27 protein-coding genes are annotated in these 26,220 nt (G+C 68.7%); 8 read left to right on the top strand and 19 right to left on the bottom strand.

The genetic code is table 11. The features are described 5' to 3' along the window. Positions 1–155: 155 nt before the first annotated feature. Positions 156–1,727, top strand: a complete 1,572-nt coding sequence (locus E3O48_RS08230) for a molybdopterin-dependent oxidoreductase (RefSeq protein WP_134538044.1) — start codon at positions 156–158, stop codon at positions 1,725–1,727. Between the two features lie 119 nt (positions 1,728–1,846). Continuing rightward, the gene (locus tag E3O48_RS08225) at positions 1,847–2,239 is read left to right on the top strand and encodes a TraR/DksA family transcriptional regulator (protein WP_134510815.1); all 393 of its coding nucleotides are present in this window, start codon (positions 1,847–1,849) and stop codon (positions 2,237–2,239) included. A gap of 22 nt (positions 2,240–2,261) precedes the next feature. Here E3O48_RS08225 and E3O48_RS08220 read toward each other — a convergent pair whose 3' ends face one another. From E3O48_RS08220 to E3O48_RS08200, 5 genes are all read right to left on the bottom strand, one after another. Beyond that, positions 2,262–4,241, bottom strand: coding sequence for an ABC transporter ATP-binding protein (locus E3O48_RS08220; RefSeq protein WP_134538043.1), 1,980 nt, complete (start codon positions 4,239–4,241; stop codon positions 2,262–2,264). Further along, positions 4,238–5,971: an ABC transporter ATP-binding protein gene (locus E3O48_RS08215; RefSeq protein WP_134538042.1), complete on the bottom strand. Its 1,734-nt coding sequence runs from the start codon at positions 5,969–5,971 to the stop codon at positions 4,238–4,240. The genes E3O48_RS08220 and E3O48_RS08215 overlap by 4 nt, the downstream gene beginning before the upstream one ends. A 9-nt stretch (positions 5,972–5,980) precedes the next feature. Next, on the bottom strand, positions 5,981–6,601 hold the full coding sequence (locus tag E3O48_RS08210) for a TetR/AcrR family transcriptional regulator (RefSeq protein ID WP_134538041.1): 621 nt from the start codon (positions 6,599–6,601) through the stop codon (positions 5,981–5,983). 81 nt (positions 6,602–6,682) lie between these two features. Further along, positions 6,683–7,006 carry a hypothetical protein gene (locus E3O48_RS08205; RefSeq protein WP_134510811.1) on the bottom strand — a complete coding sequence of 108 codons (324 nt, stop codon included), beginning with the start codon at positions 7,004–7,006 and terminating at the stop codon, positions 6,683–6,685. A gap of 232 nt (positions 7,007–7,238) precedes the next feature. Continuing rightward, positions 7,239–8,213: an aldo/keto reductase gene (locus E3O48_RS08200; protein ID WP_134538040.1), complete on the bottom strand. Its 975-nt coding sequence runs from the start codon at positions 8,211–8,213 to the stop codon at positions 7,239–7,241. 81 nt (positions 8,214–8,294) lie between these two features. Here E3O48_RS08200 and E3O48_RS08195 point away from each other — a divergent pair, with 81 nt between their 5' ends. The 3 genes from E3O48_RS08195 (at position 8,295) to E3O48_RS08185 (ending at position 10,614) form a co-directional block, all read left to right on the top strand. Continuing rightward, positions 8,295–9,413 (top strand): N(5)-(carboxyethyl)ornithine synthase, encoded by a 1,119-nt coding sequence (locus E3O48_RS08195; RefSeq protein ID WP_134538039.1) that lies wholly within the window; start codon positions 8,295–8,297, stop codon positions 9,411–9,413. Positions 9,414–9,514: 101 nt separating this feature from the next. Next, the gene (locus E3O48_RS08190; RefSeq protein ID WP_134538038.1) at positions 9,515–10,039 is read left to right on the top strand and encodes a methylated-DNA--[protein]-cysteine S-methyltransferase; all 525 of its coding nucleotides are present in this window, start codon (positions 9,515–9,517) and stop codon (positions 10,037–10,039) included. Next, positions 10,036–10,614 (top strand): DNA-3-methyladenine glycosylase I, encoded by a 579-nt coding sequence (locus E3O48_RS08185; RefSeq protein WP_134510807.1) that lies wholly within the window; start codon positions 10,036–10,038, stop codon positions 10,612–10,614. Before E3O48_RS08190 ends, E3O48_RS08185 begins: the two co-directional genes overlap by 4 nt. A 472-nt stretch (positions 10,615–11,086) precedes the next feature. Here the strand turns inward: E3O48_RS08185 and E3O48_RS08180 are convergent, their stop codons facing one another. The 14 genes from E3O48_RS08180 to prmC form a co-directional block, all read right to left on the bottom strand. After that, complete coding sequence (locus tag E3O48_RS08180; RefSeq protein WP_134538199.1) at positions 11,087–12,058, bottom strand: malate dehydrogenase; 972 nt, start codon at positions 12,056–12,058, stop codon at positions 11,087–11,089. Between the two features lie 46 nt (positions 12,059–12,104). Then, complete coding sequence (locus E3O48_RS08175) at positions 12,105–12,872, bottom strand: YaaA family protein (protein ID WP_134538037.1); 768 nt, start codon at positions 12,870–12,872, stop codon at positions 12,105–12,107. A gap of 4 nt (positions 12,873–12,876) precedes the next feature. Further along, positions 12,877–13,140, bottom strand: coding sequence for a F0F1 ATP synthase subunit epsilon (locus E3O48_RS08170; protein WP_134522521.1), 264 nt, complete (start codon positions 13,138–13,140; stop codon positions 12,877–12,879). A 2-nt stretch (positions 13,141–13,142) separates the two neighbouring features. Next, a complete protein-coding gene (gene atpD / locus E3O48_RS08165) occupies positions 13,143–14,606 on the bottom strand; it encodes a F0F1 ATP synthase subunit beta (RefSeq protein ID WP_134510804.1) in 1,464 nt (487 codons plus the stop codon). Positions 14,607–14,624: 18 nt separating this feature from the next. Continuing rightward, entirely contained in the window at positions 14,625–15,527 is a 903-nt protein-coding gene (locus E3O48_RS08160; RefSeq protein WP_134510803.1) for a F0F1 ATP synthase subunit gamma, read from the bottom strand. Positions 15,528–15,607: 80 nt separating this feature from the next. Further along, positions 15,608–17,245, bottom strand: coding sequence for a F0F1 ATP synthase subunit alpha (gene atpA / locus E3O48_RS08155; protein WP_134510802.1), 1,638 nt, complete (start codon positions 17,243–17,245; stop codon positions 15,608–15,610). 87 nt (positions 17,246–17,332) lie between these two features. After that, the gene (locus E3O48_RS08150) at positions 17,333–18,130 is read right to left on the bottom strand and encodes a F0F1 ATP synthase subunit delta (protein ID WP_134538036.1); all 798 of its coding nucleotides are present in this window, start codon (positions 18,128–18,130) and stop codon (positions 17,333–17,335) included. Beyond that, a complete protein-coding gene (locus tag E3O48_RS08145) occupies positions 18,130–18,681 on the bottom strand; it encodes a F0F1 ATP synthase subunit B (RefSeq protein ID WP_134538035.1) in 552 nt (183 codons plus the stop codon). The genes E3O48_RS08150 and E3O48_RS08145 overlap by 1 nt, the downstream gene beginning before the upstream one ends. 29 nt (positions 18,682–18,710) lie before the next feature. Next, positions 18,711–18,944, bottom strand: coding sequence for an ATP synthase F0 subunit C (atpE, locus tag E3O48_RS08140; protein ID WP_134510799.1), 234 nt, complete (start codon positions 18,942–18,944; stop codon positions 18,711–18,713). Positions 18,945–18,992: 48 nt separating this feature from the next. Further along, complete coding sequence (gene atpB / locus E3O48_RS08135; RefSeq protein WP_134510798.1) at positions 18,993–19,781, bottom strand: F0F1 ATP synthase subunit A; 789 nt, start codon at positions 19,779–19,781, stop codon at positions 18,993–18,995. 175 nt (positions 19,782–19,956) lie between these two features. Further along, positions 19,957–20,430, bottom strand: coding sequence for a hypothetical protein (locus E3O48_RS08130; protein ID WP_134538034.1), 474 nt, complete (start codon positions 20,428–20,430; stop codon positions 19,957–19,959). Then, positions 20,427–21,647 carry an MraY family glycosyltransferase gene (locus E3O48_RS08125; RefSeq protein WP_134510796.1) on the bottom strand — a complete coding sequence of 407 codons (1,221 nt, stop codon included), beginning with the start codon at positions 21,645–21,647 and terminating at the stop codon, positions 20,427–20,429. The genes E3O48_RS08130 and E3O48_RS08125 overlap by 4 nt, the downstream gene beginning before the upstream one ends. Beyond that, positions 21,644–22,450: an L-threonylcarbamoyladenylate synthase gene (locus E3O48_RS08120; RefSeq protein WP_134538033.1), complete on the bottom strand. Its 807-nt coding sequence runs from the start codon at positions 22,448–22,450 to the stop codon at positions 21,644–21,646. Before E3O48_RS08120 ends, E3O48_RS08125 begins: the two co-directional genes overlap by 4 nt. A gap of 12 nt (positions 22,451–22,462) precedes the next feature. Further along, entirely contained in the window at positions 22,463–23,422 is a 960-nt protein-coding gene (gene prmC, locus E3O48_RS08115; RefSeq protein ID WP_134538032.1) for a peptide chain release factor N(5)-glutamine methyltransferase, read from the bottom strand. A gap of 84 nt (positions 23,423–23,506) precedes the next feature. Here prmC and cysK point away from each other — a divergent pair, with 84 nt between their 5' ends. The 3 genes from cysK to E3O48_RS08100 are packed head-to-tail and all read left to right on the top strand — an operon-like array spanning position 23,507 to position 26,130. Beyond that, positions 23,507–24,445, top strand: a complete 939-nt coding sequence (gene cysK, locus E3O48_RS08110; protein ID WP_134510793.1) for a cysteine synthase A — start codon at positions 23,507–23,509, stop codon at positions 24,443–24,445. A gap of 30 nt (positions 24,446–24,475) precedes the next feature. After that, a complete protein-coding gene (epsC, locus tag E3O48_RS08105) occupies positions 24,476–25,054 on the top strand; it encodes a serine O-acetyltransferase EpsC (protein ID WP_134538031.1) in 579 nt (192 codons plus the stop codon). A gap of 59 nt (positions 25,055–25,113) precedes the next feature. Beyond that, a complete protein-coding gene (locus E3O48_RS08100) occupies positions 25,114–26,130 on the top strand; it encodes an isopenicillin N synthase family oxygenase (RefSeq protein ID WP_134538030.1) in 1,017 nt (338 codons plus the stop codon). Positions 26,131–26,220: the final 90 nt, after the last annotated feature.

Raw genomic sequence — 26,220 nt, 5'->3', positions numbered from 1 at the left:
TTCACCCTAGGAGCCGCGGGCCGGGTGGAGGTGTCGGGCAGGTTTCCGGTTCGTGAAATGCTGACGGGCACGGTTTCCCGAGCCGGCCGAAAGCCGCAGCGAATCGTAAGGACTTGACCGGCGCGCCTCGCAGCCCCCGAACCTATGCTGAACGGATGGCCACCCCCGACGCTCCTCCCCGATCCCGCACCGCCTCGCGCGGGTCCCGGCTGTGGCGCCCCGTCGCTGCCGGTGTCGCCGCGGCGCTGGGCGGACTGGGCGCGGCCGAGCTTGTCGCCGCGATCCTCGCCCCGGCGGGCAGCCCCATCCTGGCCGTCGGCGCCCTCGTGATCGATCTCGTCCCGGGCTGGGTCAAGGAGCTGGTCATCGGCCTGTTCGGCACGGGCGACAAGGCGGTGCTGATCGTCTGCGTCGTCCTGGGGGCGTTCGTGCTGGCCGCCGTCGCCGGGGTGCTCGAATCCCGTCGTCCGCCGTTCGGCCGGGCGCTCGTCGTCGCGGCGGGCGCACTCGCCGTGGTCGCGGTGCTGACCCGGTCCGGCGCCGCCACCTTCGATGCCCTGCCCTCGGTCACTTCGATGGTGGTCGCGGCGGTGCTGCTCACGGTGCTCACCACCCGTCTGCCGCGCACCATCGCGGACCCGAACTCGGGCTCCTCCGGCGTCGACCGCAGACGGTTCCTGGCCTCGACCGGAACGAGCGCCGGCCTCGGCGTGCTCGCCGTGATCGGCGGCCAGCTGGTGTCGGCCGGCACCCGGGCCACGGATGCCGCCCGCGCCCGGTTCACCCTGCCTGCCCCGGCCACCGCCCCGGCCCCGATCCCACCCGGAGCCGACCTCGCGATCGACGGCCTCTCCCCCGTGATCACGCCGAACCTCGGCTTCTACCGGATCGACACGGCGCTGCAGGTGCCCCGGATCGACCCGGCCACCTGGACGCTGAAGGTCACCGGCCTCGTTGAGAACGAGGTCGAGCTGACCTTCGCGGAGCTCCTCGCCCTGCCGTTGGAAGAGAGCACGACTACGCTCACCTGCGTGTCCAACCCCGTCGGCGGTGACCTGATCGGCAACGCCACCTGGCTGGGCTATCCGATCCGGCTGCTGCTCGCCCGGGCGAAACCACGGCCCGGCGCCGACATGGTGCTCTCGCGCAGCGAGGACGGCTGGACCGCGAGCACCCCGCTGGAGGTGCTCACCGACGACCGCAACGCGATCCTCGCCGTCGGCATGAACGGCGTGCCGCTCCCCCTCGAACACGGCTACCCGGTGCGGATGGTCGTGCCGGGCCTCTACGGCTACGTCTCGGCCACCAAATGGGTGGTCGAGCTGAACGTGACCCGGTTCGACCGGGAGAGCGCATACTGGACCAGCCGCGGCTGGACCGAACGCGGCCCGGTGAAACTGTCCTCCAGGATCGACGTGCCCCGCGCGGGCACCCGGGCACCGGCCGGACCGGTCACGGTCGCCGGCGTCGCCTGGTCGCAGCACGTGGGCATCCGTTCGGTGCAGGTGCAGGTCGACGACGGCCCGTGGAACGACGCGACCCTGGCCGACGCGATCTCCGCCGACACCTGGCGCCAGTGGAGCTGGCAGTGGACGGCCCCCGCCGGCCGGCACACCATCCGGGTGCGGGCGACCGACGCGGCCGGGCTCGTGCAGACCTCGGTCGTGCGCGATGTCATCCCCGACGGTGCCACCGGGCTGCACCAGGTGCCGGTGACGATCGGCTGATTTGTCCACCGGCCTCCGCCTGCCCCGCGACAGGGCGGCCGGCCGGGCGTATCCTCAACAGCACAATCCTCGCGACGTGGCATTTCCGCCCCTGCAGCGAGCCGCTCGAAAGGACAGCCATGCGCACCCAGACGAAGCTCTCCCCCGCTGACCTGCGGCACTTCGAGGGACTGCTGCTGGAGGAGCGCCGCGACCTTGACGTCGCCCTCGGCCGGATCACCCACACCCTCGACGACGTGATCGAAGCCCGGAACAACGGCACCGCCGACGACGAGCACGATCCGGAGGGTCCGACGCTCACGATGGAGTGGTCGCGGATCTCCGGCGTGCACAGCGAGTTCGAGGCGAAGGCGGCCACCATCGACCGGGCGCTCGCCCGGATCATCGACGGCAGTTACGGACTGTGCGTGCGGGGAGGCGAGCCCATCGGGCGGGCCAGGCTCGAGGCCCGGCCCGCTGCCGAGCTGTGCATCGACTGCGCCCGCGATGCGGAGGCGCGCCTGCGGGCCTGACCGGCGAGCCCGTTCGCCTGGCCTAGACGTCGTCGGCGACGGGGGCCGCGAACTGCGCGTTGTAGAGCGCGTGGTAGGCGCCACCGGCCGCGAGCAGCTCCTCGTGCGTGCCCAGTTCGACGATCCGGCCGGCCTCCATCACGAGGATGAGGTCGGCGTCGCGGATCGTGGACAGGCGGTGCGCGATGACGAAACTGGTGCGGTCGGCGCGGAGGGCGCTCATGGCCTTCTGCACGAGCACCTCGGTGCGGGTGTCGACGGAGCTGGTCGCCTCGTCCAGGATGAGCACGCTCGGCCTGGCCAGGAACGCCCGGGCGATCGTGAGCAGCTGCTTCTCGCCGGCGCTGACGTTGCCGCCCTCGTCGTCGAGCACCGTGTCGTAGCCGTCCGGCAACGAGTGCACGAACCGGTCGACGTAGGTCGCCCGCGCGGCGGCCTGGATGTCCTCCTCCGAGGCGTCCGGACGCCCGTAGGCGATGTTCTCCCGGATGGTGCCGCCGAACAGCCAGGTGTCCTGCAGCACCATGCCCATCCGGCCGCGCAGGTCGTCGCGGGTCATCGTCGCCACGTCGACGCCGTCGAGGGTGATCCGGCCGGAGTCCAGCTCGTAGAAGCGCATCATCAGGTTGACCAAGGTGGTCTTGCCCGCGCCGGTCGGCCCGACGATCGCGACCGTCTGTCCCGGTTCCGCGACCAGGCTGATGTGCTCGATCAGCGGCTGGTCGGCGGTGTAGCGGAAGGACACGTCTTCGAAGGCGAGCCGGCCGTGCACGGCCTCCGGGGTCTCGGCCGGTTCAGGGTCTGGGCTCTGCTCCTCGGCGTCGAGCAGGTCGAAGACGCGCTCGGCGGATGCGACACCGGACTGGAGCAGGTTGGCCATCGAACCGAGCTGGGCGAGCGGCTGGGTGAACTGGCGGGAGTACTGGATGAAGGCCTGCACATCGCCGAGCTGCATCGCGCCGGACGCCACCTGGAGCCCGCCGACGACGGCGATGCCGACGTAGACGAGGTTGCCGATGAACGTCATCGCCGGCATGATCATGCCGCTGATGAATTGGGCGCCGAAGCTGGCCTGGAAGAGCTCCTCGTTCTTGACCCTGAAGCGTTCTTCGACCTCCTTCTGGCGGCCGAAGACCTTGACCAGGGCGTGCCCGGTGAAGGTCTCCTCGATCTGGCCGTTCAGCTCGCCGGTGTTCTTCCACTGCCCCACGAAGAGTTTCTGCGAGCGCTTGGCGATGAGCATCGTGGTCACCAGGGTGAGCGGCACCGTGACCAGGGCGATCACGGCCAGAAGCGGCGAGAGCAGGAACATCATCACGATGACCCCGATCACGGTCAGCAGCGAGGTGACGATCTGACTGAGAGACTGCTGCAGGCTCTGCGACACGTTGTCGACGTCGTTGGTGACCCGGCTGAGCAGTTCGCCGCGCTGAACAGAGTCGAAGTAGCGCAGCGGCAGGCGGTTGATCTTCGCCTCGATCTCGTCCCTCAGGCGGTACACCGTGCGCTGCACGACACCGTTGAGCACGTAGGCCTGGATCCAGCTGAACGCGGAGGACAGCACGTAGAGGATCATCGCCCAGAGCAGCACGGCGGACAGCGCGGCGAAGTCGATGCCGAGCCCCGGGGTGAGCGTCATGCCGCTGAGCATGTCCGCCTTGGCCGTGTCCCCCGCCGCGCGCAGGCCGGCGATGACGTCAACCTGGCTGACGCCGGCGGGGAGCGCCTTGGACACGATGCCGGAGAAGATGAGGTTCGTGCCCTCGCCGAGCAGCCGCGGGCCGATCACCGAGAAGGTGACGCTGACCACGGCGAGCACCAGCACGAGCAGGAGCCAGAGGCGTTCGGGCCTGAGCTTGCCGATCAGCCGCCGGGCCGACGGGCCGAAGGTCATCGCCTTCTCGGCGGGGGCGCTCATGCCGCCGAACGGGCCGTGCCCGCCGCCGGGTCCGCGGGCCGGCGGCCGGTCCGCGGCGGGCCGTTCCCTGGTTGCCTCGCTCATGCTGCTTCCTCCGCTGTGAGCTGTGATGACACGATTTCCTGGTAGGTCCTGCTGCTGTCGAGCAGTTCATGGTGGGTGCCCGCGCCGACGATGCGGCCGTCTTCGAGCACCAGGATCTGGTCGGCGTCGATGATGGTCGACACCCGCTGCGCGACGATGATCATCGTCGCCCCGTCGGTGCCGGTCTTGAGGGCGGCGCGCAGCCGGGCATCCGTTGCCAGGTCGAGGGAGGAGAACGAGTCGTCGAAGATGTAGATCTCCGGGCGTTTGACCAGCGCGCGCGCGATCGCGAGTCGCTGTCGCTGGCCGCCGGACACGTTGGTGCCACCCTGGGCGATCGGGGAATCGAGTCCTTCCGGCATCTCCGCGACGAAGTCCTTCGCCTGGGCGATCGTGAGCGCCCGCCAGAGTTCCTCTTCGGTGGCGTCGGGCTTGCCGTATTGCAGGTTGCTGCGCACGGTGCCGGAGAACAGGTACGGTTTCTGCGGAACGAGGCCGATGTGCCCCCAGAGCAGGTCGGGGTTCAGCTCGCGCACGTCGACGCCGTCGACGAGCACCGAGCCGCTTGTGGCGTCGAAGAGCCGGGGCAGCAGGTTCACCAGGGTGGTCTTGCCGGAGCCGGTGCTGCCGATGATCGCGGTGGTCTGGCCGGAGCGGGCCAGGAAGCTCACATTGCTGAGCACCGGCTGCTCGGCGCCCGGATAGGCGAAGCCCACGTCGAGCAGGGCGAGTTCACCGTGGCCGACGGTCGCGTTCACCGGGTTGGCCGGGGGAACCACGCTCGAGGCCGTGCCGAGCACCTCGCCGATCCGGTCGGCGGAGACGGTCGCCCGCGGGATCATCACGGCCATGAAGGTGGCCATCATCACGGCCATCAGGATCTGCATCAGGTAGGACAGGAAGGCGATCAGGGTGCCGACCTGCATCGACCCGTCCTGGATCCGGAACGCCCCGAACCAGATCACGGCCACGCTGGAGACGTTGAGCACGAGCATCACGATCGGGAACATCAACGCCATCAGCCGGCCGGCGCGCAGCGCGTAGTCGGTGACGTCCTCGTTGGCCACGGCGAAGCGGGCCTGCTCGCGGTCCTCGCGCACGAAGGCGCGGATGACCCGGATGCCGGTGAGCTGTTCGCGCAGCACCCGGTTGATGGTGTCGATCTTCGCCTGCATCACCCGGAACAGGGGCACCATTCGCACGATGATCAGGCCGACGGCGATCAGGAGCACGGGCACGCTCACCGCGATCAGCCAGGAGAGCTGCACGTCCTGGCGGATCGCCATGATCACCCCGCCGATGGAGAGGATGGGCGCGGAGACCATCAGGGTGGAGGTCATCAGCACGAGCATCTGCACCTGCTGCACATCGTTGGTGGAGCGGGTGATCAGCGACGGGGCGCCGAACCGGGTGACCTCCTGCTCGGAGTACTCGCCGACCCGGGAGAAGACCGCGCCGCGCAGGTCACGTCCGAGCGCCATCGCCGCCTTCGCGCCGAAGTAGACCGCGATGATCGAGCAGACGATCTGGGCGAAGGTGATCAGCAGCATCATCCCGCCGACGCGGAGGATGTAGCCGGTGTCGCCCTTCGCGACACCCTCGTCGATGATGTCGGCGTTGAGGGTGGGCAGGTAGAGCGACGCGATCGACTGCGCCAGCTGGAAGACGACGACCGCCGCCAACAGGCGCCGGTACGGCCGCAGGTATTTCACGAGCAGTTTCCACAACATCGGGCTCTCCTAGGGGGCGTGGTGCGGGGTAGCGGCGGAGTGGTGCTGGACGGGCGCGCCCATGATGCCGTGCAGGATCAGGGCGGTGATCTCCGCGTCGTCGAAGTCGGGGCCGTCGCGGATCTGGGGCACGGATGCCGCGAGCGTCACCATCCGCACGATCTGGCCGACCCGTTCGGCCGGAACACGGAACCGCTCGAGGTCGTCGGCGAGGATGCCGGCCAGGATCCCGGCGAATTCGCCGGCAACGTGGTGCCCCTTCTCGTGCCCGGGAGGGGGGCCGTGCCGGCCGAGCGCGCTCATCAGGGTGAACAGCGTCGTGAACCGGGCGCGCATCACGGCGACGATCGCGCGGATCCGGTCCTCGAGCGGCAGGAGCGGGTCGATCGCCCGCAACTGCCGACGGAACGGCTCGGGGTCGAGGTGGCGGGCCACGGCGGCCTGGATCAGCTCGTCCTTGCTCCCGAAGGCGCGGAAAATGGTGCCCTCGGCGATCCCGGCGCAGTCGGCGATCTGCCGGGTGGTGACGGCCTGCCCGTGTTCGAGCAGGAGCGGCGTGACAGCGTCGATCAGCATGGCCTGGCGGTCCTCGACGGACAGTGCTTTCGCTCGTGCGGGTTTGACGGCCATGCCCTCGATCCTAGATGAGTGAGCGCTCACTCACAAGATCGGATCAGGCGAAATGGTCGGGAGGACCGGCAACGAGGACAGTCAGGCGTCGAGCGGGATGCCGAACGCGTTGATCAGCATCGCGGCGGCCTCGTCCCAGAGGAAGTAGTGTCCACACTCCGTCGACGACTCGAAGCGGGTGCCGGCGTTGGCCCGGAAGAGCCGGCCGTCCCTGCTGATGAACCCGATCACGTGGCCGTGGAACCGGATCTCGTCGGTGCTCGCGTCGAGGTCGACGACGTCGAGGCGGAGCGTCCTGGTCACGTCGTCCCAGCACGGCACACGCACCGACACGGTATCCGCGGAGCGCGAAGGGACCGTGGACACGGCGTGGATCGACCCGGACCTGACCGAAGATTGCGACATCACGTTCGCCTCGATTCTCAGGACGTCCGGCAGCCCGACAGGCCGCCCGCGGGGAGGCCGACCTTCCGTGCCTCAACGTCCTCTTCAAGTCTCGCCGTGACGCCCTCGACTCGGAAGTCCTCTCTTGGGAGGACCGGGCCACCGCGTCCGTCCGGAGAGGGAGCCGGTGGACGACGCTCGGCTCCGGCCCGTGGAAGATGCTGCTCGATCAGGATCTCCGGGTGCACGCGGCTCAGGCGGCCGGCACGGCGAAGAGGCTCGAGATCCAGGCCACCTCGGCCGCGCTGGGCTGCCAGGCGGTCGCGGCATCCGCGTTCTGGATGATCTGTTCCGGCCTGGTTGCCCCGGCGATGACGCTGGTGAGCCCGGGTTGGGCGAGCAGCCAGGCGAAGGTCGCAACGAGCATCGTCACCCCGCGCTCGTCGCACCAGACCTGGTAAGCCTCGATCAGGTCCCACGGGGCGTCGTCGACCAGGTGGCGCCGGATCATCATGATCCGGCTGTCGGCCGGTCCTCCCTCGCGGGTGAACTTGCCGGTGAAGAGCCCGTTGCAGAGCGGGAAGAACGGCAGGAAACCGACGCCGTACGCATTGACGGCCGGCAGCACCTCGTCCTCCGCGTCGCGCACCAGGAGGCTGTACTCGTTCTGGGCGGAGATGAACCGCGGATGCTGCGCGAGCCTGGCCGTGAATTCGGCCTCGGCGATCTGCCAGCCGGCCAGGTTGGAGTGGCCGATGTAGCGGACCTTGCCCTCGCCGATCAGGTCATCGAGGGTGTCGAGCGTCTCCTCGATCGGCGTGTTCGGGTCAGGCTGGTGCAGCTGGTACAGGTCGATCCAGTCCGTCTGCAGGCGCCGGAGCGAGCCCTCCACGGCGCGGCGGATGTAGCGACGGGAGCCCCTGGCGTTCCAGTCCGGCCCGTTCAGGCCGTTCATGTCCATCCCGAACTTGCTGGCGAGCACGATCTTGTCCCGGTTGCCGCGCAGGGCGTGGCCCATCAGTGTCTCGCTGAGGCCCCGCTCGGCGCCGTAGATGTCGGCCGTGTCGAACAGGGTGACGCCCGCCGCGATGGCGGCGTCGATCACCGCGGTGGTGCCCGCCTGCCCGGCCGTTGCGGTCCCGGCCCGGCCGAAGTTGTTGCAGCCGAGGCCGATCGTGGACACCATGAGTCCGGACTTCCCGAGGGAGCGGTACTCGATCTCTGCCATCACCCCAGACTAGGGCCGCAGGCCTGTGCTAGACAGGAAACAATCAAAGGGGTGCCAGTGAGTCCACTCACGCTCGGAGTAATGTCTCGTTCGGGCAAGCCGAACGAACGCCGGCTGCCCCTTCATCCGCAGCACCTGGAGCGGATCGACCCTGCCCTGCGCCGGCAGATCTTCCTCGAGGCCGGCTACGGCGAGCAGTTCGGCGTGTCCGATGCCCACCTCGCGCCGCTGGTGGGCGGGCTGGGCACCAGGGACGAGCTCATCCGGGACTGCGATGTCATCCTCCTGGCCAAGCCGCTGCTGCGCGATGTCGCCGAGCTGCGCGACGGGCAGGTGCTCTGGGGCTGGCCGCACTGCGTGCAGGATGCCGCGCTCACCCAGTTGGCCATCGACAAGCGGCTGACCCTGATCGCATTCGAGGCGATGAACCACTGGACCGGCGGCGGCGACTTCCACCTGCACGTGCTGCACAAGAACAACGAGCTGGCCGGCTACTCCTCCGTGCTGCACGCCCTGGCGCTGACCGGGTCGACCGGCGACTACGGCCGCCGGCTCCGGGCCGCGGTGATCGGCTTCGGCGCAACAGCCAGGGGCGCGGTGACGGCGTTGAACGCCCTCGGCGTCTACGACGTGACCGTGCTGACCAGTCGCGACGTCACGGCGGTCAGTTCCCCGATCCACTCCGCCCAGATCGTGCAGCTCGAACACGGGTCGGGCCCGCACGAGAACTTCGCCCTCCCCGACGGCACCCGGGCGCCCCTCCCGCAGTACCTCGCCGGCTACGACATCTTGGTCAACTGCGTGCTCCAGGACCCGAACGTCCCGCTCGTCTTCCTGACCGAAGACGACCTGCCGCTGATCATGCCCGGCTCCCTGATCATCGACGTCTCCTGCGACTCCGGCATGGGCTTCTCCTGGGCGAAGCCCACGTCGTTCGACCACCCGACCTTCCCGGTCGGTGACAACGTGACCTACTACGCCGTCGACCACAGTCCCTCCTACCTGTGGAACTCCGCCACCTGGGAGATCAGCGAGGCCCTGCTCCCCTACCTGCCGGAGCTCCTCGGCGGGGCCGTGGCCTGGGACGCGAACGAGACGCTCCGGCGGGCGATCGAGATCCGCGAGGGTGTCATCCAGAACCCCGCCATCCTGGCCTTCCAGGGGCGTTCCGGGGACTACCCGCATCCGCGGCTGGCCTGACTACCGGCGGCGGCCTTCCCTCCCCAGGCCCGGCGCGGGCGCGTTCCCGCCGTGTCCGAAACCCGCCAGAACGCGCCGGCGGCGCCGACTACAGTCGAGACATGGACAGCATCGCACCCTCGTTGATTCGCCTCCCCAGCCCGATCGGCCGGCTCGAACTCACCGCCGATTCCGAGAGCATCCTCTCGCTCTCGATCGAGCGCGCCGGCCACCTTCCGCTCGAGCAGTCGCCGGAGTCGCCGTCCCCGCTGCTCGAGCGCGCGGCGACCGAGCTCGCGGAGTATTTCGCCGGCACCCGCACCGGCTTCGACCTTCCGATTCGCCTCACCGGCGGCACCGCCTTCCAGCGGAGCGTGTGGCAGGGACTGGCCGGACTCGGATTCGGCGAGGTCATCTCCTACGGCGAGCTGGGCGCGTCCATCGGGCGGCCGGGCTCCGGCCGGGCCATCGGCGGCGCCGTCGGCGCCAATCCGGTGCCGATCCTGATCGGCTGCCACCGAGTGCTCGCCGCCAACGGGCGGATCACCGGCTACAGCGGCGGCAACGGCATCCGGACCAAGGCCTGGCTGCTCGACCACGAGGGCATCCAGCACGTGGGGACCAGGTCCTCGGTGACCGACGAGTGACCACCTCCACTCCGGCCGTGGCCGACGACGGGGTCCCCCGGTGCGGCTGGGCCGGCTCCGACCCGGAGTACCGCCGGTACCACGACGAGGAATGGGGCCGCCCGCTGCGGGACGACCGGCTCCTGTTCGAAAAGCTGTCCCTGGAGGGCTTCCAGGCCGGCCTGTCCTGGCTCACCATCCTGCGGCGACGCCCGGCCTTCCGCACCGCCTTCTTCGACTTCGACGTCGACCGGGTCGCGGCGATGGACGAGACGGATGTCGCCAGGCTCGTCACCGACGCGAGCATCATCCGCCACCGGGGGAAGATCGAGGCGACCATCGGCAACGCCAGGGTCACCCGTGATCTCGGCGAGAGCCTTGCGGCGCTGATCTGGAGTTTCGCGCCAGAGCCCCGCACCGAGAGGCTGTCCGGGCTGGGCGACATCCCCGCGGTCACGCCGGAGTCCACGGCGCTCAGCCGGGAACTGCGCGCCCGCGGCTACCGCTTCGTCGGGCCGACCACCGTCTACGCCCTGATGCAGTCCGCCGGGCTGGTCGACGACCATGTCATCGGCTGCCACCGCGCCGCCGGCTGAACTTCGGATCGTCCTCCCAGAGCGCTGAGCGGCCGGCCTCGGCTGCGCCGCTGCGTCGTCGCGGCCGCGGCATCCAAATGGGCGGCGCGTGCTCGGTCGGCGCGCAGTCGGCGGCACGAGCTCGGCGGGCGCAGTCCTCCGCGAGCGCGCCACTTCCGCCGCTACGCACCAGGCGCACGTGTCGCGCAGCGGCGCAATTGGCGCGGTCGGCGGCACGCGTCAGCGGCAGCCAATCGGCGGGGACTGGCAGGCGGCATCCGCCCAACCGCGAGCGCGCCACTTCCGCCCCTACGCACCAGGCGCACGTGTCGCGCAGCGGCGCAATTGGCGCGGTCGGCGCGGTCGGCGGCACGCAGCACTGACTACGTATCGCACCTGCCAAGTCAATGGGCGAGACGGTGGTCGAGCCTTGGGCGACCCGGTCAGCGTGACAGGCTCAACCACCGGCGCTCACGCACCGGGCCGCGGCCGGTCAGGGCAGCAGGCCGAGCGACGCCACGTGTTCGCGCTCCTGGATCAGTTCGGCGACGGACGCGTCGATCCGGGCCCGGGCGAAGGCGTTGATCGACAGGCTCTGGACGATCTCCCAGCGGCCGTCGACGGCGCGCACGGGGAACGAGGAGAACAACCCCGCGGGAACGCCGTAGGAACCGTCGGAGACGACAGCGGCCGAGGTCCACTGCTCGCCGGTGCCGTTCACCCAGTCGTAGACGTGGTCGATCGCGGCACTGGCCGCGCTGGCCGCCGACGATGCCCCGCGGGCCCTGATGATCTCGTAGCCGCGCCCCGCGACCCGCGGGATGAACTCGTCCACCAGCCAGGCCTCGTCGACGAGGTCCCTGACCGGCGTGCCGCCGACGGTCGCGTGGTTGACGTCCGGGTACTGCAAGGCGGAGTGGTTGCCCCAGACGCTCAGCCCGCGGATCTGATCGACGTGCACGGCCAGTTTCACGGCGAGTTGCGCGACCCCGCGGTTGTGATCGAGCCGGGTCATCGCGGTGAACCGCTCGGCCGGGATGTCGGGGGCGAACGCGCTCGCGACGAGCGTGTTCGTGTTGGCGGGGTTGCCGACGACGAGCACCCGCACGTCGGCGGCCGCGCCCGCGTTCAGGGCGGCCCCTTGCGGGCCGAAGATGCGCCCGTTGCTCTCGAGCAGCCCGACCCGTTCCATCCCGACGGCTCGCGGCCGGGAGCCGACCAGCAGGGCGATGTTGACCCCGTCGAATGCCCGCACGGGGTCTGCGGTGACTCTGACGGCGCGCAGCAGTGGGAACGCGCAGTCCTGCAGCTCGAGGGCGGTGCCCTCTGCTGCGGCGAGCCCCTCGGTGATCTCCAGCATGGTCAGGTTGACCGGCGTCGTCGGCCCGAGCAACTGCCCGGACGCGATGCGGAAGAGCAGGGCATAGCCGATCTGGCCGGCTGCGCCGGTGACGGTGACGTTCATCGCTGGTGTGGGCACGATGCCAGCCTATGGCCGGATGCCGCCTCCGTCAGCCCCGGGATGCGCCGATCAGCTGGTCGACGACCAGGTCGAGTTCTCCGGTGACCCCGCGGCGCAGGGTGAAGCCCGCCGACTCGGCCCAGTCGAGCAGCGCGGTCACGCTGTCGAACGCCTCCGCGTGCTCGATCAGGGCGCGGCTGAAGGCGCCCTTCGCGGTCTTGTTGAAGTGGTTGAGCGCCCGGGTGCGGCCGTCGGACGCCTGGGTGACGACCCGCAGGTAGAGCGAGTCCGGCCGCACCGGCGCCGGCCCGAGGGCCGCGTAGCCGGCCGAGCGGAGGTCGAGCAGGAGCCCGTCACCGCGCAGCGCCTTCTCGACGGGGCCGCTCCAGTGCTTCTTCAGGGCGAGCTCCGGCAGCCGGGAATCGTGCGACAACCGGTAGCCGGGGATCAGGTCGAGGGCGCCGACCGGGCCGAACAGTGCCGAGTGCACCCGCACATGCTCCCCGGCCCAGGCCCGCGCGGACGGGGTCAGGGTCGCCGCGTCCAGGGCGTCGTAGAGCACGCCGGTGTAACGGTCAAGTACCGGCATCGTCGCCGACGTCGCGAGGGTGCGGTTGCGACCGACCTCCGCCGCCTGGGTGCGGCCGAGCTTGAGGGCGGCCATCATGGCATCCGGATGCTTCGCCAGACCCACCAGCGCACGCACAAGTACCCGCCGGCTGGAGTGCAGCGACGGGTACGTGAGGGTGCGCAGGTCAAGCGGTGCGCCGGTGCCGCCGAGACGCTTGGTCTCGGACGGCGGCAGCAGGACTAGCAATCGGTTAGACGAGCCCCGCCTTGCGGGCGACGATGGTGACCAGGTTGTTGGCCACCGAGAGGAAGCCGTCCGCCGCCTCGGCGACGATCTTCTTCCCATCGGGCAGGGTGAGGCGAACCTCGCCGCTGGCCAGGATGGCCAGCATCGGCTCGTGGCCGGCGAGGATGCCGATCTCGCCCTCCACGGTGCGGGCAACGACCATGGTTGCCTCGCCGGACCAGACTTCCTGGTCCGCCGAGACGACGCTGACGTTGAGGGCCGCAGCCATGGTTAGTCGTTCTCCTTCTGGATCTTCGCCCACTTCTCTTCGACGTCGGCGATGCCGCCGACGTTGAAGAAGGCCTGCTCGGCCACGTGGTCGAAGTCACCGTTGGCGATGGCGGTGAAGGACTCGATGGTGTCCTTGAGCGGAACGGTCGAACCCTCGACGCCGGTGAACTTCTTCGCCATGTAGGTGTTCTGGGAGAGGAACTGCTGGATCCGGCGGGCACGGGAAACCGTGACCTTGTCCTCCTCGGAGAGCTCGTCAACACCGAGGATCGCGATGATCTCCTGGAGTTCCTTGTTCTTCTGCAGGATCGCCTTGACGCGCACGGCCGTGGTGTAGTGGTCGGCACCCAGGTAGCGGGGGTCGAGGATACGACTGGTCGAGGTGAGCGGGTCGACGGCCGGGTAGAGGCCCTTCGACGCGATCTCGCGGGACAGTTCGGTCGTCGCGTCGAGGTGGGCGAAGGTGGTCGCCGGGGCCGGGTCGGTATAGTCGTCGGCAGGCACGTAGATGGCCTGAAGCGACGTGATCGAGTGGCCACGGGTGGACGTGATGCGCTCCTGGAGGATGCCCATCTCGTCGGCCAGGGTCGGCTGGTAGCCGACGGCGCTCGGCATGCGACCGAGAAGCGTCGAAACCTCGGAGCCGGCCTGGGTGAAGCGGAAGATGTTGTCGATGAAGAGCAACACGTCCTGCTTGGCGACGTCGCGGAAGTACTCCGCCATCGTCAGCGCGGAGAGCGCGACGCGAAGACGCGTTCCCGGCGGCTCGTCCATCTGGCCGAAGACAAGGGCGGTCTTGTCGAAGACGCCTGCCTCTTCCATCTCGTGGATGAGGTCGTTGCCCTCACGGGTGCGCTCGCCGACACCGGCGAACACCGATACTCCACCGTGGTCCTGCGCGACGCGCTGGATCATCTCCTGGATCAGCACGGTCTTGCCGACGCCGGCTCCCCCGAAGAGTCCGATCTTTCCGCCGAGGACGTACGGGGTGAGCAGGTCGATGACCTTGATACCGGTCTCGAACAGCTGAGTCTTCGACTCGAGCTGGTCGAAGGGCGGCGGCTTGCGGTGGATGGGCCAGCGCTCCGTGATCTCGATCTTCTCGCCGGGCTCAGCGTTGAGCACTTCACCGATGGCGTTGAAGACGCGACCCTTGGTGACGTCGCCGACCGGGACCGTGATGGGAGATCCGGTGTCCCGGACCTCCTGGCCGCGGACGAGACCGTCGGTGGGGTTCAGCGCGATGGCGCGGATCAGGTCGTCGCCGAGGTGCTGGGCGACCTCGAGGGTGATCACGGTCGACACATCCCCGATGACGATCGTGGTCTTCAGCGCGTTGTACATGCCCGGGATCGAGTCGTGGGGGAACTCGATGTCGACGACCGGGCCCGTGACGCGGGCGATCCGGCCGACGGCGACGGTTTCAACCGGTGCGTGGACTGGCGCGGTTGCGGTGTCAGTCATTGCTCTCTCTTCTCTGGTTTAGTTCTTGGCGGATGAGAGCGCGTCGGCTCCACCCACGATCTCGGAAATCTGCGAGGTGATCTCGGCCTGCCTGGCGTTGTTCGACAACCGGGTGAAGTCCTTGATGAGCTTGTCCGCGTTGTCGGAGGCCGACTGCATGGCCTTCTGACGTGCGGCGTGCTCTGCGGCGGCCGACTGCAGCATGGAGTTGAAGATTCGGCTTTCGATGTAGACGGGCAGCAGCGCGTCGAGCACCGTTTCCACGTCGGGTTCGAACTCGTACAGCGGCAGAATCTGGCTTTCACCGGGTTCTTCGACGCCTTCGACGACCTCGAGCGGCAGCAGGCGCACGACCTGGGGGGTCTGCGTGACCATGCTGACGAAGCGGTTGAAGACCACGTGGATCTCATCGACTCCGCCGTCGTCAGCGTCCCGGAGGAACGCTTCGAGCAGAGCGTCGCTGATCTCGCGTGCCGTCTCGAACTGGGGCTGGTCGGTGGAACCGGTCCAGACCCGCTCGGACGGGCGCCGACGGAAGTTGAAGTACGCCGCGGCCTTGCGTCCGACCAGGAAGTAGACGACATCCTTGCCCTGGGCCCGCAGAAGCTGGGTCAGGGACTCGGCTTCGCGCAGGGCCTGCGAGCTGAACGCACCCGCGAGGCCACGGTCGGACGCGAAGATGACGACCGCGGCCCGTTCGATCTTCTCAGGCTCAGTGGTGAGCACGTGCGCGACGTTCGAATACGTCGCGACGGCCGACACCGCCTGGGTGATCGAGCGGGCGAACGGGGTCGACGCCGCGACGCGCGCCTTGGCCTTCTGGATGCGCGAGGCGGAGATCAACTCCATGGCCCGAGTGATCTTCTTGGTCGTCTGGGCAGCCTTGATCTTCTGCCGGTAGACCCGAAGTTGCGCTCCCATGTGTCTCCTGTGCTTCCTTGTCTGTGGGTGAATGTGCCGGTGCGGCCGTGCATGGGGCCCTCGAAAGGGCCCCAGGTGGCTTAGCGCCGGTGCTTCACGATCTTTTCCTGGTTGACGTCTTCGGCGGCGATCGCCTCGAACTCTTCCTTGCCGACCGAGGCGAGCGGCTTGCCTTCACCGGTCTGGAACTCGCGCTTGAACTTGTCGACCTCGAGCTCGAGGGTCGCGACGGTGGCGTCGTCGAGCACGTTCGTCTCGCGCAACGTCTTGAGGACGTCGGTGCTGCGGCCGAGGTGGTCGAGCAGACCGCGCTCGAACCGGAGCACGTCCTCGACCGGGACCTCGTCGAACTTGCCGTTGGTGCCGGCCCAGATCGAGACGACCTGGTCCTCGACCGGGTACGGCGAGTACTGCGGCTGCTTGAGCAGCTCGGTCAGCCGGGCGCCACGGGCAAGCTGGCGGCGGCTGGTCGCGTCGAGGTCGGAGGCGAACATCGCGAAGGCCTCGAGCGACCGGTACTGCGCCAGTTCGAGCTTCAGGGTTCCGGAGACCTTCTTGATCGACTTCACCTGGGCGTCGCCGCCGACTCGCGACACCGAGATGCCCACGTCGACCGCGGGCCGCTGGTTGGAGTTGAAGAGGTCGGACTGCAGGAAGATCTGGCCGTCGGTGATCGAGATCACGTTGGTCGGGATGTACGCGGAGACGTCGTTGGCCTTGGTCTCGATGATCGGCAGGCCGGTCATCGATCCGGCGCCGAGCTCATCGGAGAGCTTGGCACAACGCTCGAGCAGGCGGGAGTGCAGGTAGAACACGTCACCGGGGTAGGCCTCGCGTCCCGGCGGGCGGCGCAGCAGCAGCGACACGGCACGGTAGGCCTCGGCCTGCTTGGACAGGTCGTCGAAGATGATGAGGACGTGCTTGCCGGCGTACATCCAGTGCTGGCCGATGGCCGAGCCGGTGTACGGGGCGAGGTACTTGAAGCCGGCCGGGTCGGAGGCCGGGGACGCGACGATGGTCGTGTACTCCATGACTCCGGCATCCTCGAGCGCGCCCTTGACGGCGGCGATGGTGGAGCCCTTCTGGCCGATGGCGACGTAGATGCAGCGAACCTGCTTGTTCACGTCGCCGGAGGCCCAGTTGGCCTTCTGGTTGATGATGGTGTCGATCGCGATGGCGGTCTTGCCCGTCTGGCGGTCACCGATGATCAGCTGGCGCTGGCCGCGGCCGATCGGGATCATCGCGTCGATCGCCTTGATGCCGGTCTGCATCGGCTCGTGCACGCTCTTGCGGTGCATGACGCCGGGGGCCTGCAGCTCGAGGGCGCGGCGGCCTTCGGTCTCGATCGGGCCGAGGCCGTCGATCGGAGCGCCGAGCGGGTCCACGACACGGCCGAGGTAGCCGTCGCCGACGGGCACGGACAGCACCTCGCCGGTGCGGTGCACCTCCATGCCCTCCACGATGCCGGCGAACTCGCCGAGCACGACGACGCCGATCTCGTCTTCGTCGAGGTTCTGGGCCAGGCCCAGGGTGCCGTCGGCGAACTTGATGAGCTCGTTCGCCATCACGCTGGGAAGACCCTCGACGTGGGCGATGCCGTCGCCCGCCGTGGTGACGTAGCCGACCTCGGTGGTTGCGGTCTTGCTCGGCTCGTAGGACTTGACGAAGTCCTGGAGAGCGTCGCGGATCTCATCGGGGCTGATCGTTAGTTCTGCCATCATCTTCCCTTTCCCGTACGGGGTGTACAGGTTCTGTCTGAAACGAAACGTTGCCGCTTCGAGGTTTTCGTTCCGGTTGACCGTAGGTCAGCCGGCAAGCTGGAGTCTCAAATCCTTGAGGCGGGTGGCGATGCTGCCGTCGATGACATCGTCGCCGATCTGAACGCGCACTCCGCCGACGAGCGACGGGTCCACGACCAGGTTGATCGTGAGCTTGCGCCCGTAGCGCGCGGACAGGTGGGTGCGCAGCCGGTCGAGCTGGGCCGGCGCCAGCGGAGACGCCGACGTGACGGTCGCGACCCTGGTGCCCGACTGGTCGGCCACCACGGATGCCGCGTACCGCAGCAATTCCCCGATCCGGCGACCGCGCGGCTGCTGCACGAGGTGCCGCACGATCACGAGGGTCTGGTCGGTGACCTTGCCGGTGAGGATGGCGTCGACGAGTCCGACCTTGGCACGCGCCGCGCCGAGCTTGCTCGCGAGAGCCAGCTCGAGTTCCGCGTTCCCGGCGACCGTCGCACCGAACGAGAAGAGCTCGGCCTCGACCACTCCGGCAACGGAGGCCGAGGATGCGGCGCAGCGCAGGCCCAGGTCTTCGATCCCGGCGAGCAGGTCGGTGTGGCTCGACCAGCGCGCCGCGGTCACGGCCTGCAGCAGGTCGAGTGCGACGGGCGTGACGGCGGGGCCGAACACCGTGGCGACGAGGGCCGCCTTGGGTGCGGCATCCGTTGCCGGGTCGACGAGGGCCGACAGGAGCTGCGAGGACTCTCCGATGACGCGACCCGCGTTCAACAGGCCTTCCCCGGTCGCCAGATCGGCCGTGCCGCCGTGGGCGGCCAGTGCCGCTCGCGACGAGGCCAAAGCTTCTCTGGTGGCGCTTCCCATTACTTAGCTGCTTTCTCCGAGGCCTCAAGGTCGGCCAGGAAACGGTCGACAATGGCGCTGGCCTTCGCGTCGTCGGTCAGGCTCTCGCCGATGACACCCGATGCGAGGTCGATGGCCAGGGTGCCGACTTCGGAACGCAGGGACACGACGGCCGCCTGACGTTCTGCTTCGATCTGGACCTTGGCGCTCGCGGTGACGCGGGCGGCTTCGGCAACGGCCTGTTCGCGGTGCTCGGCGACGATCTTCTGGCCGTCCGCACGGGCGACCTCACGAATCTTGCCGGCCTCCGCGCGAGCGTCGGCAAGCTGGGCCGTGTACTGCTCGAGAGCGGCTTCGGCCTTTCGCTGCGCGTCGTCGGCCTTGGCGATGTTGCCTTCGATGGCCTCGGCGCGCTCGTCGAGGAGCTTCTGCATCCTCGGAAGAACAAGCTTCCAGAAGAAGAACAGAATCACGACGAAGATCAGACCGGACCAGATTATGTCGTAGAGCTCCGGGAGAAGCGGGTTGCGCGTCTCGGTCTCCGCTGCAGCTGCAATCACTGCGTTAAACATCGTGCCTCCTGACTAGAGAGAAAAGAGGACTAAACGAAGATGAAGTAGGTCGCGATACCGATGAAGGCGAGCGCCTCGGTGAAAGCGATACCGATGTACATCAGGACCTGGAGCTGGCCGGCCAGTTCGGGCTGACGAGCAACGCCCTCGATGGTCTTGCCGACGACGATGCCGACGCCGATTGCCGGGCCGATGGCCGCGAGGCCATAACCGACGGTCGCGATGTTTCCGTTGATTGCCGCGAGAACGGATGTTGCGTCCACGTATGTTTCCTTCCGTAGTGCCAAAAACAGCGAGTGCTGAATTCGGGTTTAGTGTTCCTCAGCCAGCGCGAGCTGGATGTAGACAGCGGTGAGCAGGGCGAAAATGTAAGCCTGGAGGAGGGCGATCAGCACTTCGAAGAGCGTGAACGCGAACCCGAAGACAAGGGTGCCGGCTCCGAAGAGCTTGAAGCCGCCGTCTGCGGTGAAGAAGAAGAACTGGGTGGCGCTGAAGAAGAGCACCAGGAGGAGGTGTCCGACGATCATGTTCATCAGCAGTCGCAGCGTCAGCGTGACCGGGCGGACCAGGAAGGTCGAGATGAACTCGATCGGGGTCACGATGATGTACAGGAACGGGGGCACGCCTGGGGGGAACAGTGCGTTGCGGAAGAAGTTACCCGGGTTCTTCTTCACGCCGGCGTAGATGAACGCGACGTAGGCGATGACGGCCAGCACGAGCGGCACGCCGATCACACTGGTTCCGGCGATGTTGAGGAACGGCAGCGGGCCGGTGATGTTCATGAACAGCACCATGAAGAAGATCGTCGTGATCAACGGCAGGAAACGCTTGCCGTCTTTCTTGCCGAGGATGTCTTCGGCGATGTTGACCCGGGCGAAGTTGAGGCCCAGTTCGACGATGCTCTGGAATCGGGTCGGGATGACCTTCATGCGGCGGGTGCCGAGCCAGAAGACGAGGAGCAGCACGGCCACCGCGAGGAAGCGGATGAGCATGATGCGGTTGATTTCGAAGGGGGAACCCGCGAACAGAACAGCTTCAGGGAAGAATTCGTTGATCGACGGACCGTGGAACTCACCGTCACCGGTGGCAGACGGGAGCATCAGGCTTACGGCGGTTTCTAGCAGCGCTTTCTCCTGGTTCGGGGCGGGGAGCTCTGCTCTCGCGATGACGAATGGTGGGCTGGGCTGCCCGGCACGAAGGCACGAGCAACGCGGGGCGAACCGGTCATTACCCTACCAAGGAATGGGCCCGCCGGGCTAATCGTGGCGGCACATTTCAGTCCTCGGTGGACGCTGCCGGCAGGGTCACGTCGCTGGCATAGCTCATCCGGCTCTTCAGCACCACGATCGCGTCGACGGCGAGGGAACCGATCACCCCGGCGATGATGCTGAGGAACAGCACCACGGGCGCGATCCACGGCTGGTCCTTGAGCAGCACGACGAGCACGAGGAAGACGACGAACTTCACCAGCCAGCCGCCGAGGACGATCGCGAAGAACGCGCCGACGGCCCCCTGGCTGCCGGCGAAGCGGTTGGCGAGCAGGATGCTCCCTGCCGTGATGCCCATGAAGACCACGGCCATCGCGGTGCCGATCAGCGCGCTCACGACACCCGTGCCTCCGGCGACCAGGCCGCCGACCACGGCCCCGACCACCCCGATGCCGCCGGCGAGGAACCCGCCGAGCACGAGGATCCGCCGGAAGACGGGGACCGAGGTCGGCTGGGTGGATCGGGGCGGCGTGTTGCTCATGCGTTCTCCTCTGCCGTGACCGACGCCTCGTCGAGAGGGTCCAGCCGGGCGATGTCGGGTTGGTCGATCGGGCGGGCGAGCTGGCTGGCGGCCTCGACGGCCTTGCGGCGGCTCAGCGGCGCGAGCGTGACCAGCGCGCACACGATCAGCGCGGCCACCAGGAAGATGGTGGCATACCAGGTGGGCAGCCCGAAGTAGACGGGCAGCACGAAGTAGAGCAGGCAGCCGATGGAGGCTGCGGCGGTCCAGCCGTAGAAGATCAGCACGGCATGCAGATGCGAGTGCCCCATGTCCAGCAGGCGGTGGTGCAGGTGCTTGCGGTCGGCGCTGAACGGCGACTTGCCCGCCCGAACCCGGCGGAACACGGCCAGCCCGAAGTCGAGCAGCGGGATGATCAGGATCGCGACCGGCAGGATGATCGGGATGAACGCGGGGAACAGCTGGGACCGGTTCACGGCGGTCGGGTCGACCTGGCCGGTGATGGCGATCGCCGAGGTCGCCATCAGGAGCCCGACCAGGAGCGCGCCGGCATCGCCCATGAACAGTTTCGCCGGGCGCCAGTTCAGCGGCAGGAAGCCGACGCAGGCGCCCACGAGGATGGCCGCGATCAGCGAGGCCAGGTTGAAGTAGTTGCTCGGGGAGGTGTCGCGCACGAGCAGGTAGCTGTAGAGGAAGAACACTCCGTTGGCGATGAGGGCGACCCCGGCGACCAGCCCGTCGAGGCCGTCGATGAAGTTGATCATGTTCATCACGACCACGATCGCGATCACCGTGATCAGGATCGACATCCAAGACGACCCGACCGTGAGCCCGCCGATCGGCAGCGACAGCACCTGCACGCCCTGCCAGGCCACCAGGCCGGCGGCGATGAACTGCCCGGCCAGTTTGGTCATCCAGTCCAGGTCCCAGATGTCGTCGGCCACGCCGAGCAGCACGATCAGGAGGGCCGCGCCGAGGATCGCGAGGATCTGCTCCGGGTCGGAGAAGATCAGCCGGAGTGGTGCGAACTGCCCGGCTATCAGGTAGGAGACGCCGAAGGCCGCGACCACGCCGAAGAAGATCGCGATCCCGCCCAGCCGGGGCGTCGGCCGGGTGTGCACGTCACGTTCCCGGATCTTCGGGTAGAGCCGGTAGCGGTGGCTGAGCCTGAGCACGACGAAGGAGCAGCCGAAGGTGACGATGGCGGAGACGAACGCGAGGATGACGAATATGGTCATGGTCGGCCGGCATCCGTCACGGTATCGGTCGTCTCGGGTTCTGTCGATTTCGATTCCGGCTCCGGCTCCGGTTTTGATTCCGGTTCCGGCTCCGGCGCCTCGGAGACGAAACCGACCGGCGCGAGGGCGTCGCCGATGACGCCGGCGATGTCATCCCGGGAGATCACGCCGCCCCGCACGATGACGAGCTTGCCGCCGTTCGTGGCGAACCGGGTGGCGTCGACGATCGTCGACGAGGTGTCGCCGGGGCGGTCGCCGATCGGCTCGTAGTCGGTGCCGGCCACTCCCCCGTCGAGGTAGACGGCAACGCTGGAACCGAGCATGTCCTCCGCGCCGACCGCGTCGATCGCCGAGGGAAGTCCGCTGGAGTTGGCGGAGGAAACGGCCAGCGGGCCGGTCTCGGACAGAAGGTCGAGCGCGATCTTGTTGCGCGGCATCCGCAGTGCCACGGTGCCCCTGGTGTCGCCGAGGTCCCAGACCAGAGAAGGCTGGGCGTTGAGTATCACGGTGAGGCCGCCCGGCCAGAAGGCGGCCACGAGGTCGCGCACCGGCGGGGGCACGTCCTGGGCCAGCGCGTCGAGGGTCGGGATGCCGGGGATGAGCACGGGCGGCGGCGACGTGCGGTCGCGGCCCTTGGCGTCGAGCAGGCGCTGCACCGCGTCGGGGTTGAAGGCGTCCGCGGCGACGCCGTAGACCGTGTCGGTGGGGATGACGACGAGCGCGCCGCGGCCGATGGCCGAGCGGGCGAGTCTCATGCCGGCCGCGTATTCAGTGTCGACCGAGCAGTCGTAGATGCGTGTCATTGGGGTCCGATTCTAGTGCAGGCGACTTGCCGGAGGCTGGGACGTCTTCCCGAGCCCTCCCGGCCGGCGGTCCTGCGCCCCGGCAGGGGCGACGGCGGTGGTCGCGCGGTCGCGCGACGTGTAATCGCGGTGGGTGGCCGGGGAACGCCAGCCGTCGGAGTTGAGGAGCGCACGGATCTCCGCCCCCTGCAGTTCGCCGTGCTCGATCACGAGCACCCCGCCGGAGCGGAGCAGCCGCAGCGCCGTGCGGGAGACGTGCCGCACCACGTCGAGGCCGTCCGGCCCCCCGAACAGGGCGTGGGCCGGGTCGAAGAGCCGCACCTCCGGGTCGCGCGGGATCGCGTCGGCGGGGATGTAGGGCGGGTTGGAGATGACCACGGCGACCGTGCCGTCGAGCTCGGTGAAGGCGTCGGCCAGGTCACCGAAGACGAGGGTGGCGTTGCCGGCGCCGACCTGGGCGAAGTTGCGGGTGGTCCACGGGAACGCCTCCGGCGAGTTCTCCACCGCGAAGACCCGCGCGTGCGGCACCTCGACGGCCATGGCCAGCGCAATGGCGCCGCTGCCGGTGCCGAGGTCCACCGCGATCGGCTCCGGGTCGGGCATCGCCCGCAGCGCGTCGATCGCGAACTGGGCCACCTGCTCGGTCTCCGGCCGGGGCACGAAAACCCCGGGGCCGACCAGCAGCTCGATCCCGCGGAACGGCGCCCGGCCGGTGATGTGCTGGAGCGGTTCGCGGAGCGCCCGGCGCCGCACGAGCTCGAGGATCGCGGCGGCATCCGTCTCGGCCAGGCCGGAGCGGAGGATGCCGGCGGCCTGCACCTGGCCGCGGCTCTGGCCGAGCACATGCCCGATCAGCAGGTCGGCGTCGACCTCCGGGTCGCCGATGCCGGCCCGGCCGAGCGTTTCGATCGCCCGATCGCGGATTTCGTCGACGGTGGATGGAATGGAATGGTCGCTCGGCGGTGTTGTCACTCTTTGGAATGTAATGCACTCGCACGCCCAATGCCGTGGCCGTAGGCTAGGCGAGGTCCCAGACCCCGATTGAAAGGCTCCCCGATGCCCGCACAGATCTACTCCGACATCACCGCTGCTGTTGGCGGGACTCCGCTGGTCAAACTGAACCGCCTCACCGCGGGCCTCGACGCGACCGTGCTGGTGAAGCTGGAGTTCTACAACCCGTCCGGCAGTGTGAAGGACCGGATCGGCATCGCGATCGTCGACGCCGCCGAAGCCTCGGGAGAGCTCACCCCCGGCGGGACCATCGTCGAAGGCACCAGCGGCAACACCGGCATCGCCCTCGCCATGGTCGGCGCGGCCCGCGGCTACAAGGTCATCCTGGCCATGCCGGACACCATGAGTAAGGAACGCCGCCTGCTGCTGCGGGCCTACGGCGCCGAGATCGTGCTGACCCCGGGCGCCGAGGGCATGCGCGGTGCGGTCACCAAGGCGGAGGAGATCGCCGCGAACACGCCCGGCGCCGTGCTCGCCCGCCAGTTCGACAACCCCGCCAACCCTGCCATCCACCGTGCGACCACCGGCGTGGAGATCTGGGACGACACCGACGGCGCCGTCGACATCCTCGTCGCGGGCATCGGCACCGGCGGAACCATCACGGGCGCCGGCCAGCTGCTCAAGGAGCGCAAGAGCTCGGTGCGGGTGATCGCCGTCGAACCGATCGACTCCCCCATCCTCACCGGCGGCAAGCCGGGCCCGCACAAGATCCAGGGCATCGGCCCGAACTTCGTGCCGGCGGTCCTGGACACCCACGTCTACGACGAGGTGACGGATGTTACCCTCGCCGATTCCCTCGCCACCGCGCGCAGCCTCGCCACCGACGAGGGCATCCTCTCCGGCATCTCCGGCGGATCGGCGGTCTGGGCCGCGATCGAGCAGGCGAAACGACCGGAGAACGCCGGCAAGGTTATCGTGGCGATCATGCCGAGCTTCGGCGAACGCTACCTCTCCACCGTGCTCTACGAAGACCTGCTGGACTAGGCCGGGGAACAGGGCAGGCCGAAGCCGACAATGGGCGTCTTTTCCACCATCCGCGAGGACATCGCGATGGCGCGCGCCCACGACCCGGCCGCGCGCAGCAACACCGAGGTCTTCCTCGCCTACAGCGGCCTGCACGCGGTCTGGTCGTACCGGCTCTCGCACCGCCTCTGGACGGCCGGCCTCCGGCTGCCGGCCCGGCTGGTGTCCCAGTTCACCCGGTTCCTGACGGGGATCGAGATCCACCCGGGTGCCACGATCGGGCGGCGCCTGTTCATCGACCACGGCATGGGCGTCGTGATCGGGGAGACGGCCGAGATCGGCGACGACGTCATGCTCTACCACGGCGTCACCCTCGGCGGGAAGACCCGCCACGGGGTCGTGCGCGGAGAGAAGCGGCATCCGACCCTGCGCGACGGGGTGACCGTCGGCGCCGGCGCGAAGATCCTCGGACCGGTCACGATCGGGGCCTGGAGCACGATCGGCGCCAACGCCGTCGTCACGAAGGACGCCCCGGCCAAGTCGCTGCTCCTCGGAATCCCCGCGGTGATCCAGCCCGTCACGTCGGAAACGATCGAAGCGGCCCGCGGGCTCAACCTCACCGACGACTGAGGTCACCGACGATCCACCTCTCCACCGCACCACCGCAGCACACGAAGGACGCTCAGCCCATGATCTCCGAATCCGCCACCGCCCCCGTCTCCCCCGGGCTGCCCGTGCTCGACCTGTCCCGCCTCGACCGGGGCGAGGCGGAAGCGGAGCGCTTCCGCACCGACCTGCGCGAGGCGACGCACGAGTACGGCTTCTTCTACCTCACCGGCCACGGCGTGCCGGCGGACCTCGTCGACCGGGTCATGCGCACGGCACGCGCGTTCTTCGACCTTCCCGAGGCCGACAAGATGGCGATCGAGAATCTGCAGAGCCCACAGTTCCGCGGCTACACCCGGGTGGGCGGCGAACTCACCCAGGGCGCGGTCGACTGGCGCGAACAGATCGACATCGGCCCGGAGCGCCCCCGGACCACGGGCGGGGCAGACTACCTCCGCCTCGAGGGACCCAACCAGTGGCCGGCCGCCCTGCCTGAGCTGCGCGAGGTGATGACCCTGTGGCGGGAGGAACTCAACACCGTCGCGCTGCGACTGATGCGCGCGTGGGCGCTCTCGCTCGGCGCCGACGAGCACGTTTTCGACGCGGCATTCGCGGAGAAGCCGTTCACGCTGATCAAGATCGTGCGCTACCCGGGCAAGTCCGACCCGACGCCGAGACAGGGGGTGGGCGCGCACAAGGATTCGGGTGTGCTGACCCTGCTGTTCGTCGAACCGGGCAAGGGCGGCCTGCAGGTCGAGAAGGACTCGGGCTGGATCGACGCTCCCCCGCTCGACGGTGCGTTCGTGGTGAACATCGGCGAGCTGCTCGAGGTGGCCACCGACGGTTACCTCAAGGCCACCGTGCACCGGGTGATCTCGCCGCTCATCGGCGACGACCGCATCTCGATCCCGTTCTTCTTCGGGCCTGCCCTCGACGCGACGATCCCCCTGCTGGCCCTGCCCGAGTCACTGCAGGCGCCAGGGATCACCGTCGACCCTGAGAACCCGATTTTCACGACCTACGGGGAGAACGCGTTGAAAAGCCGTCTCCGCGCGCATCCGGATGTCGCGGCGATCCACCACGCGGACCTGCTCGGCTGATCCAGGAGCGCGACCCGCCGTTTCCGCCGCCGAAATACACCGTTCCGGTCGAGGCCGACCCTCGCAACGCGCGACCTCGACCGGAAAGGT

It is taken from the genome of Cryobacterium sp. HLT2-28, assembly GCF_004402495.1.
Taxonomy (GTDB): Bacteria; Actinomycetota; Actinomycetes; order Actinomycetales; family Microbacteriaceae; genus Cryobacterium; species Cryobacterium mannosilyticum.
This window is presented reverse-complemented; position numbering and strand designations above follow the sequence as displayed.

Bases quoted from the DNA above. Each gene is read 5' to 3' on its own strand.
- E3O48_RS08220 (WP_134538043.1), bottom strand. From the start codon at position 4,241: ATGAGCGAGGCAACCAGGGAACGGCCCGCCGCGGACCGGCCGCCGGCC.
- E3O48_RS08100 (WP_134538030.1), top strand. From the start codon at position 25,114: ATGATCTCCGAATCCGCCACCGCCCCCGTCTCCCCCGGGCTGCCCGTG.
- E3O48_RS08120 (WP_134538033.1), bottom strand. From the start codon at position 22,450: ATGACACGCATCTACGACTGCTCGGTCGACACTGAATACGCGGCCGGC.
- E3O48_RS08145 (WP_134538035.1), bottom strand. From the start codon at position 18,681: ATGTTTAACGCAGTGATTGCAGCTGCAGCGGAGACCGAGACGCGCAAC.
- E3O48_RS08200 (WP_134538040.1), bottom strand. From the start codon at position 8,213: ATGGCAGAGATCGAGTACCGCTCCCTCGGGAAGTCCGGACTCATGGTG.
- atpA (WP_134510802.1), bottom strand. From the start codon at position 17,245: ATGGCAGAACTAACGATCAGCCCCGATGAGATCCGCGACGCTCTCCAG.
- E3O48_RS08215 (WP_134538042.1), bottom strand. From the start codon at position 5,971: ATGTTGTGGAAACTGCTCGTGAAATACCTGCGGCCGTACCGGCGCCTG.
- E3O48_RS08230 (WP_134538044.1), top strand. From the start codon at position 156: ATGGCCACCCCCGACGCTCCTCCCCGATCCCGCACCGCCTCGCGCGGG.
- E3O48_RS08210 (WP_134538041.1), bottom strand. From the start codon at position 6,601: ATGGCCGTCAAACCCGCACGAGCGAAAGCACTGTCCGTCGAGGACCGC.
- epsC (WP_134538031.1), top strand. From the start codon at position 24,476: ATGGGCGTCTTTTCCACCATCCGCGAGGACATCGCGATGGCGCGCGCC.
- cysK (WP_134510793.1), top strand. From the start codon at position 23,507: ATGCCCGCACAGATCTACTCCGACATCACCGCTGCTGTTGGCGGGACT.
- E3O48_RS08125 (WP_134510796.1), bottom strand. From the start codon at position 21,647: ATGACCATATTCGTCATCCTCGCGTTCGTCTCCGCCATCGTCACCTTC.
- E3O48_RS08225 (WP_134510815.1), top strand. From the start codon at position 1,847: ATGCGCACCCAGACGAAGCTCTCCCCCGCTGACCTGCGGCACTTCGAG.
- E3O48_RS08180 (WP_134538199.1), bottom strand. From the start codon at position 12,058: ATGAACGTCACCGTCACCGGCGCAGCCGGCCAGATCGGCTATGCCCTG.
- E3O48_RS08130 (WP_134538034.1), bottom strand. From the start codon at position 20,430: ATGAGCAACACGCCGCCCCGATCCACCCAGCCGACCTCGGTCCCCGTC.
- atpD (WP_134510804.1), bottom strand. From the start codon at position 14,606: ATGACTGACACCGCAACCGCGCCAGTCCACGCACCGGTTGAAACCGTC.
- E3O48_RS08190 (WP_134538038.1), top strand. From the start codon at position 9,515: ATGGACAGCATCGCACCCTCGTTGATTCGCCTCCCCAGCCCGATCGGC.
- E3O48_RS08205 (WP_134510811.1), bottom strand. From the start codon at position 7,006: ATGTCGCAATCTTCGGTCAGGTCCGGGTCGATCCACGCCGTGTCCACG.
- E3O48_RS08195 (WP_134538039.1), top strand. From the start codon at position 8,295: ATGTCTCGTTCGGGCAAGCCGAACGAACGCCGGCTGCCCCTTCATCCG.
- E3O48_RS08160 (WP_134510803.1), bottom strand. From the start codon at position 15,527: ATGGGAGCGCAACTTCGGGTCTACCGGCAGAAGATCAAGGCTGCCCAG.
- E3O48_RS08150 (WP_134538036.1), bottom strand. From the start codon at position 18,130: ATGGGAAGCGCCACCAGAGAAGCTTTGGCCTCGTCGCGAGCGGCACTG.
- atpB (WP_134510798.1), bottom strand. From the start codon at position 19,781: ATGCTCCCGTCTGCCACCGGTGACGGTGAGTTCCACGGTCCGTCGATC.
- E3O48_RS08170 (WP_134522521.1), bottom strand. From the start codon at position 13,140: ATGGCTGCGGCCCTCAACGTCAGCGTCGTCTCGGCGGACCAGGAAGTC.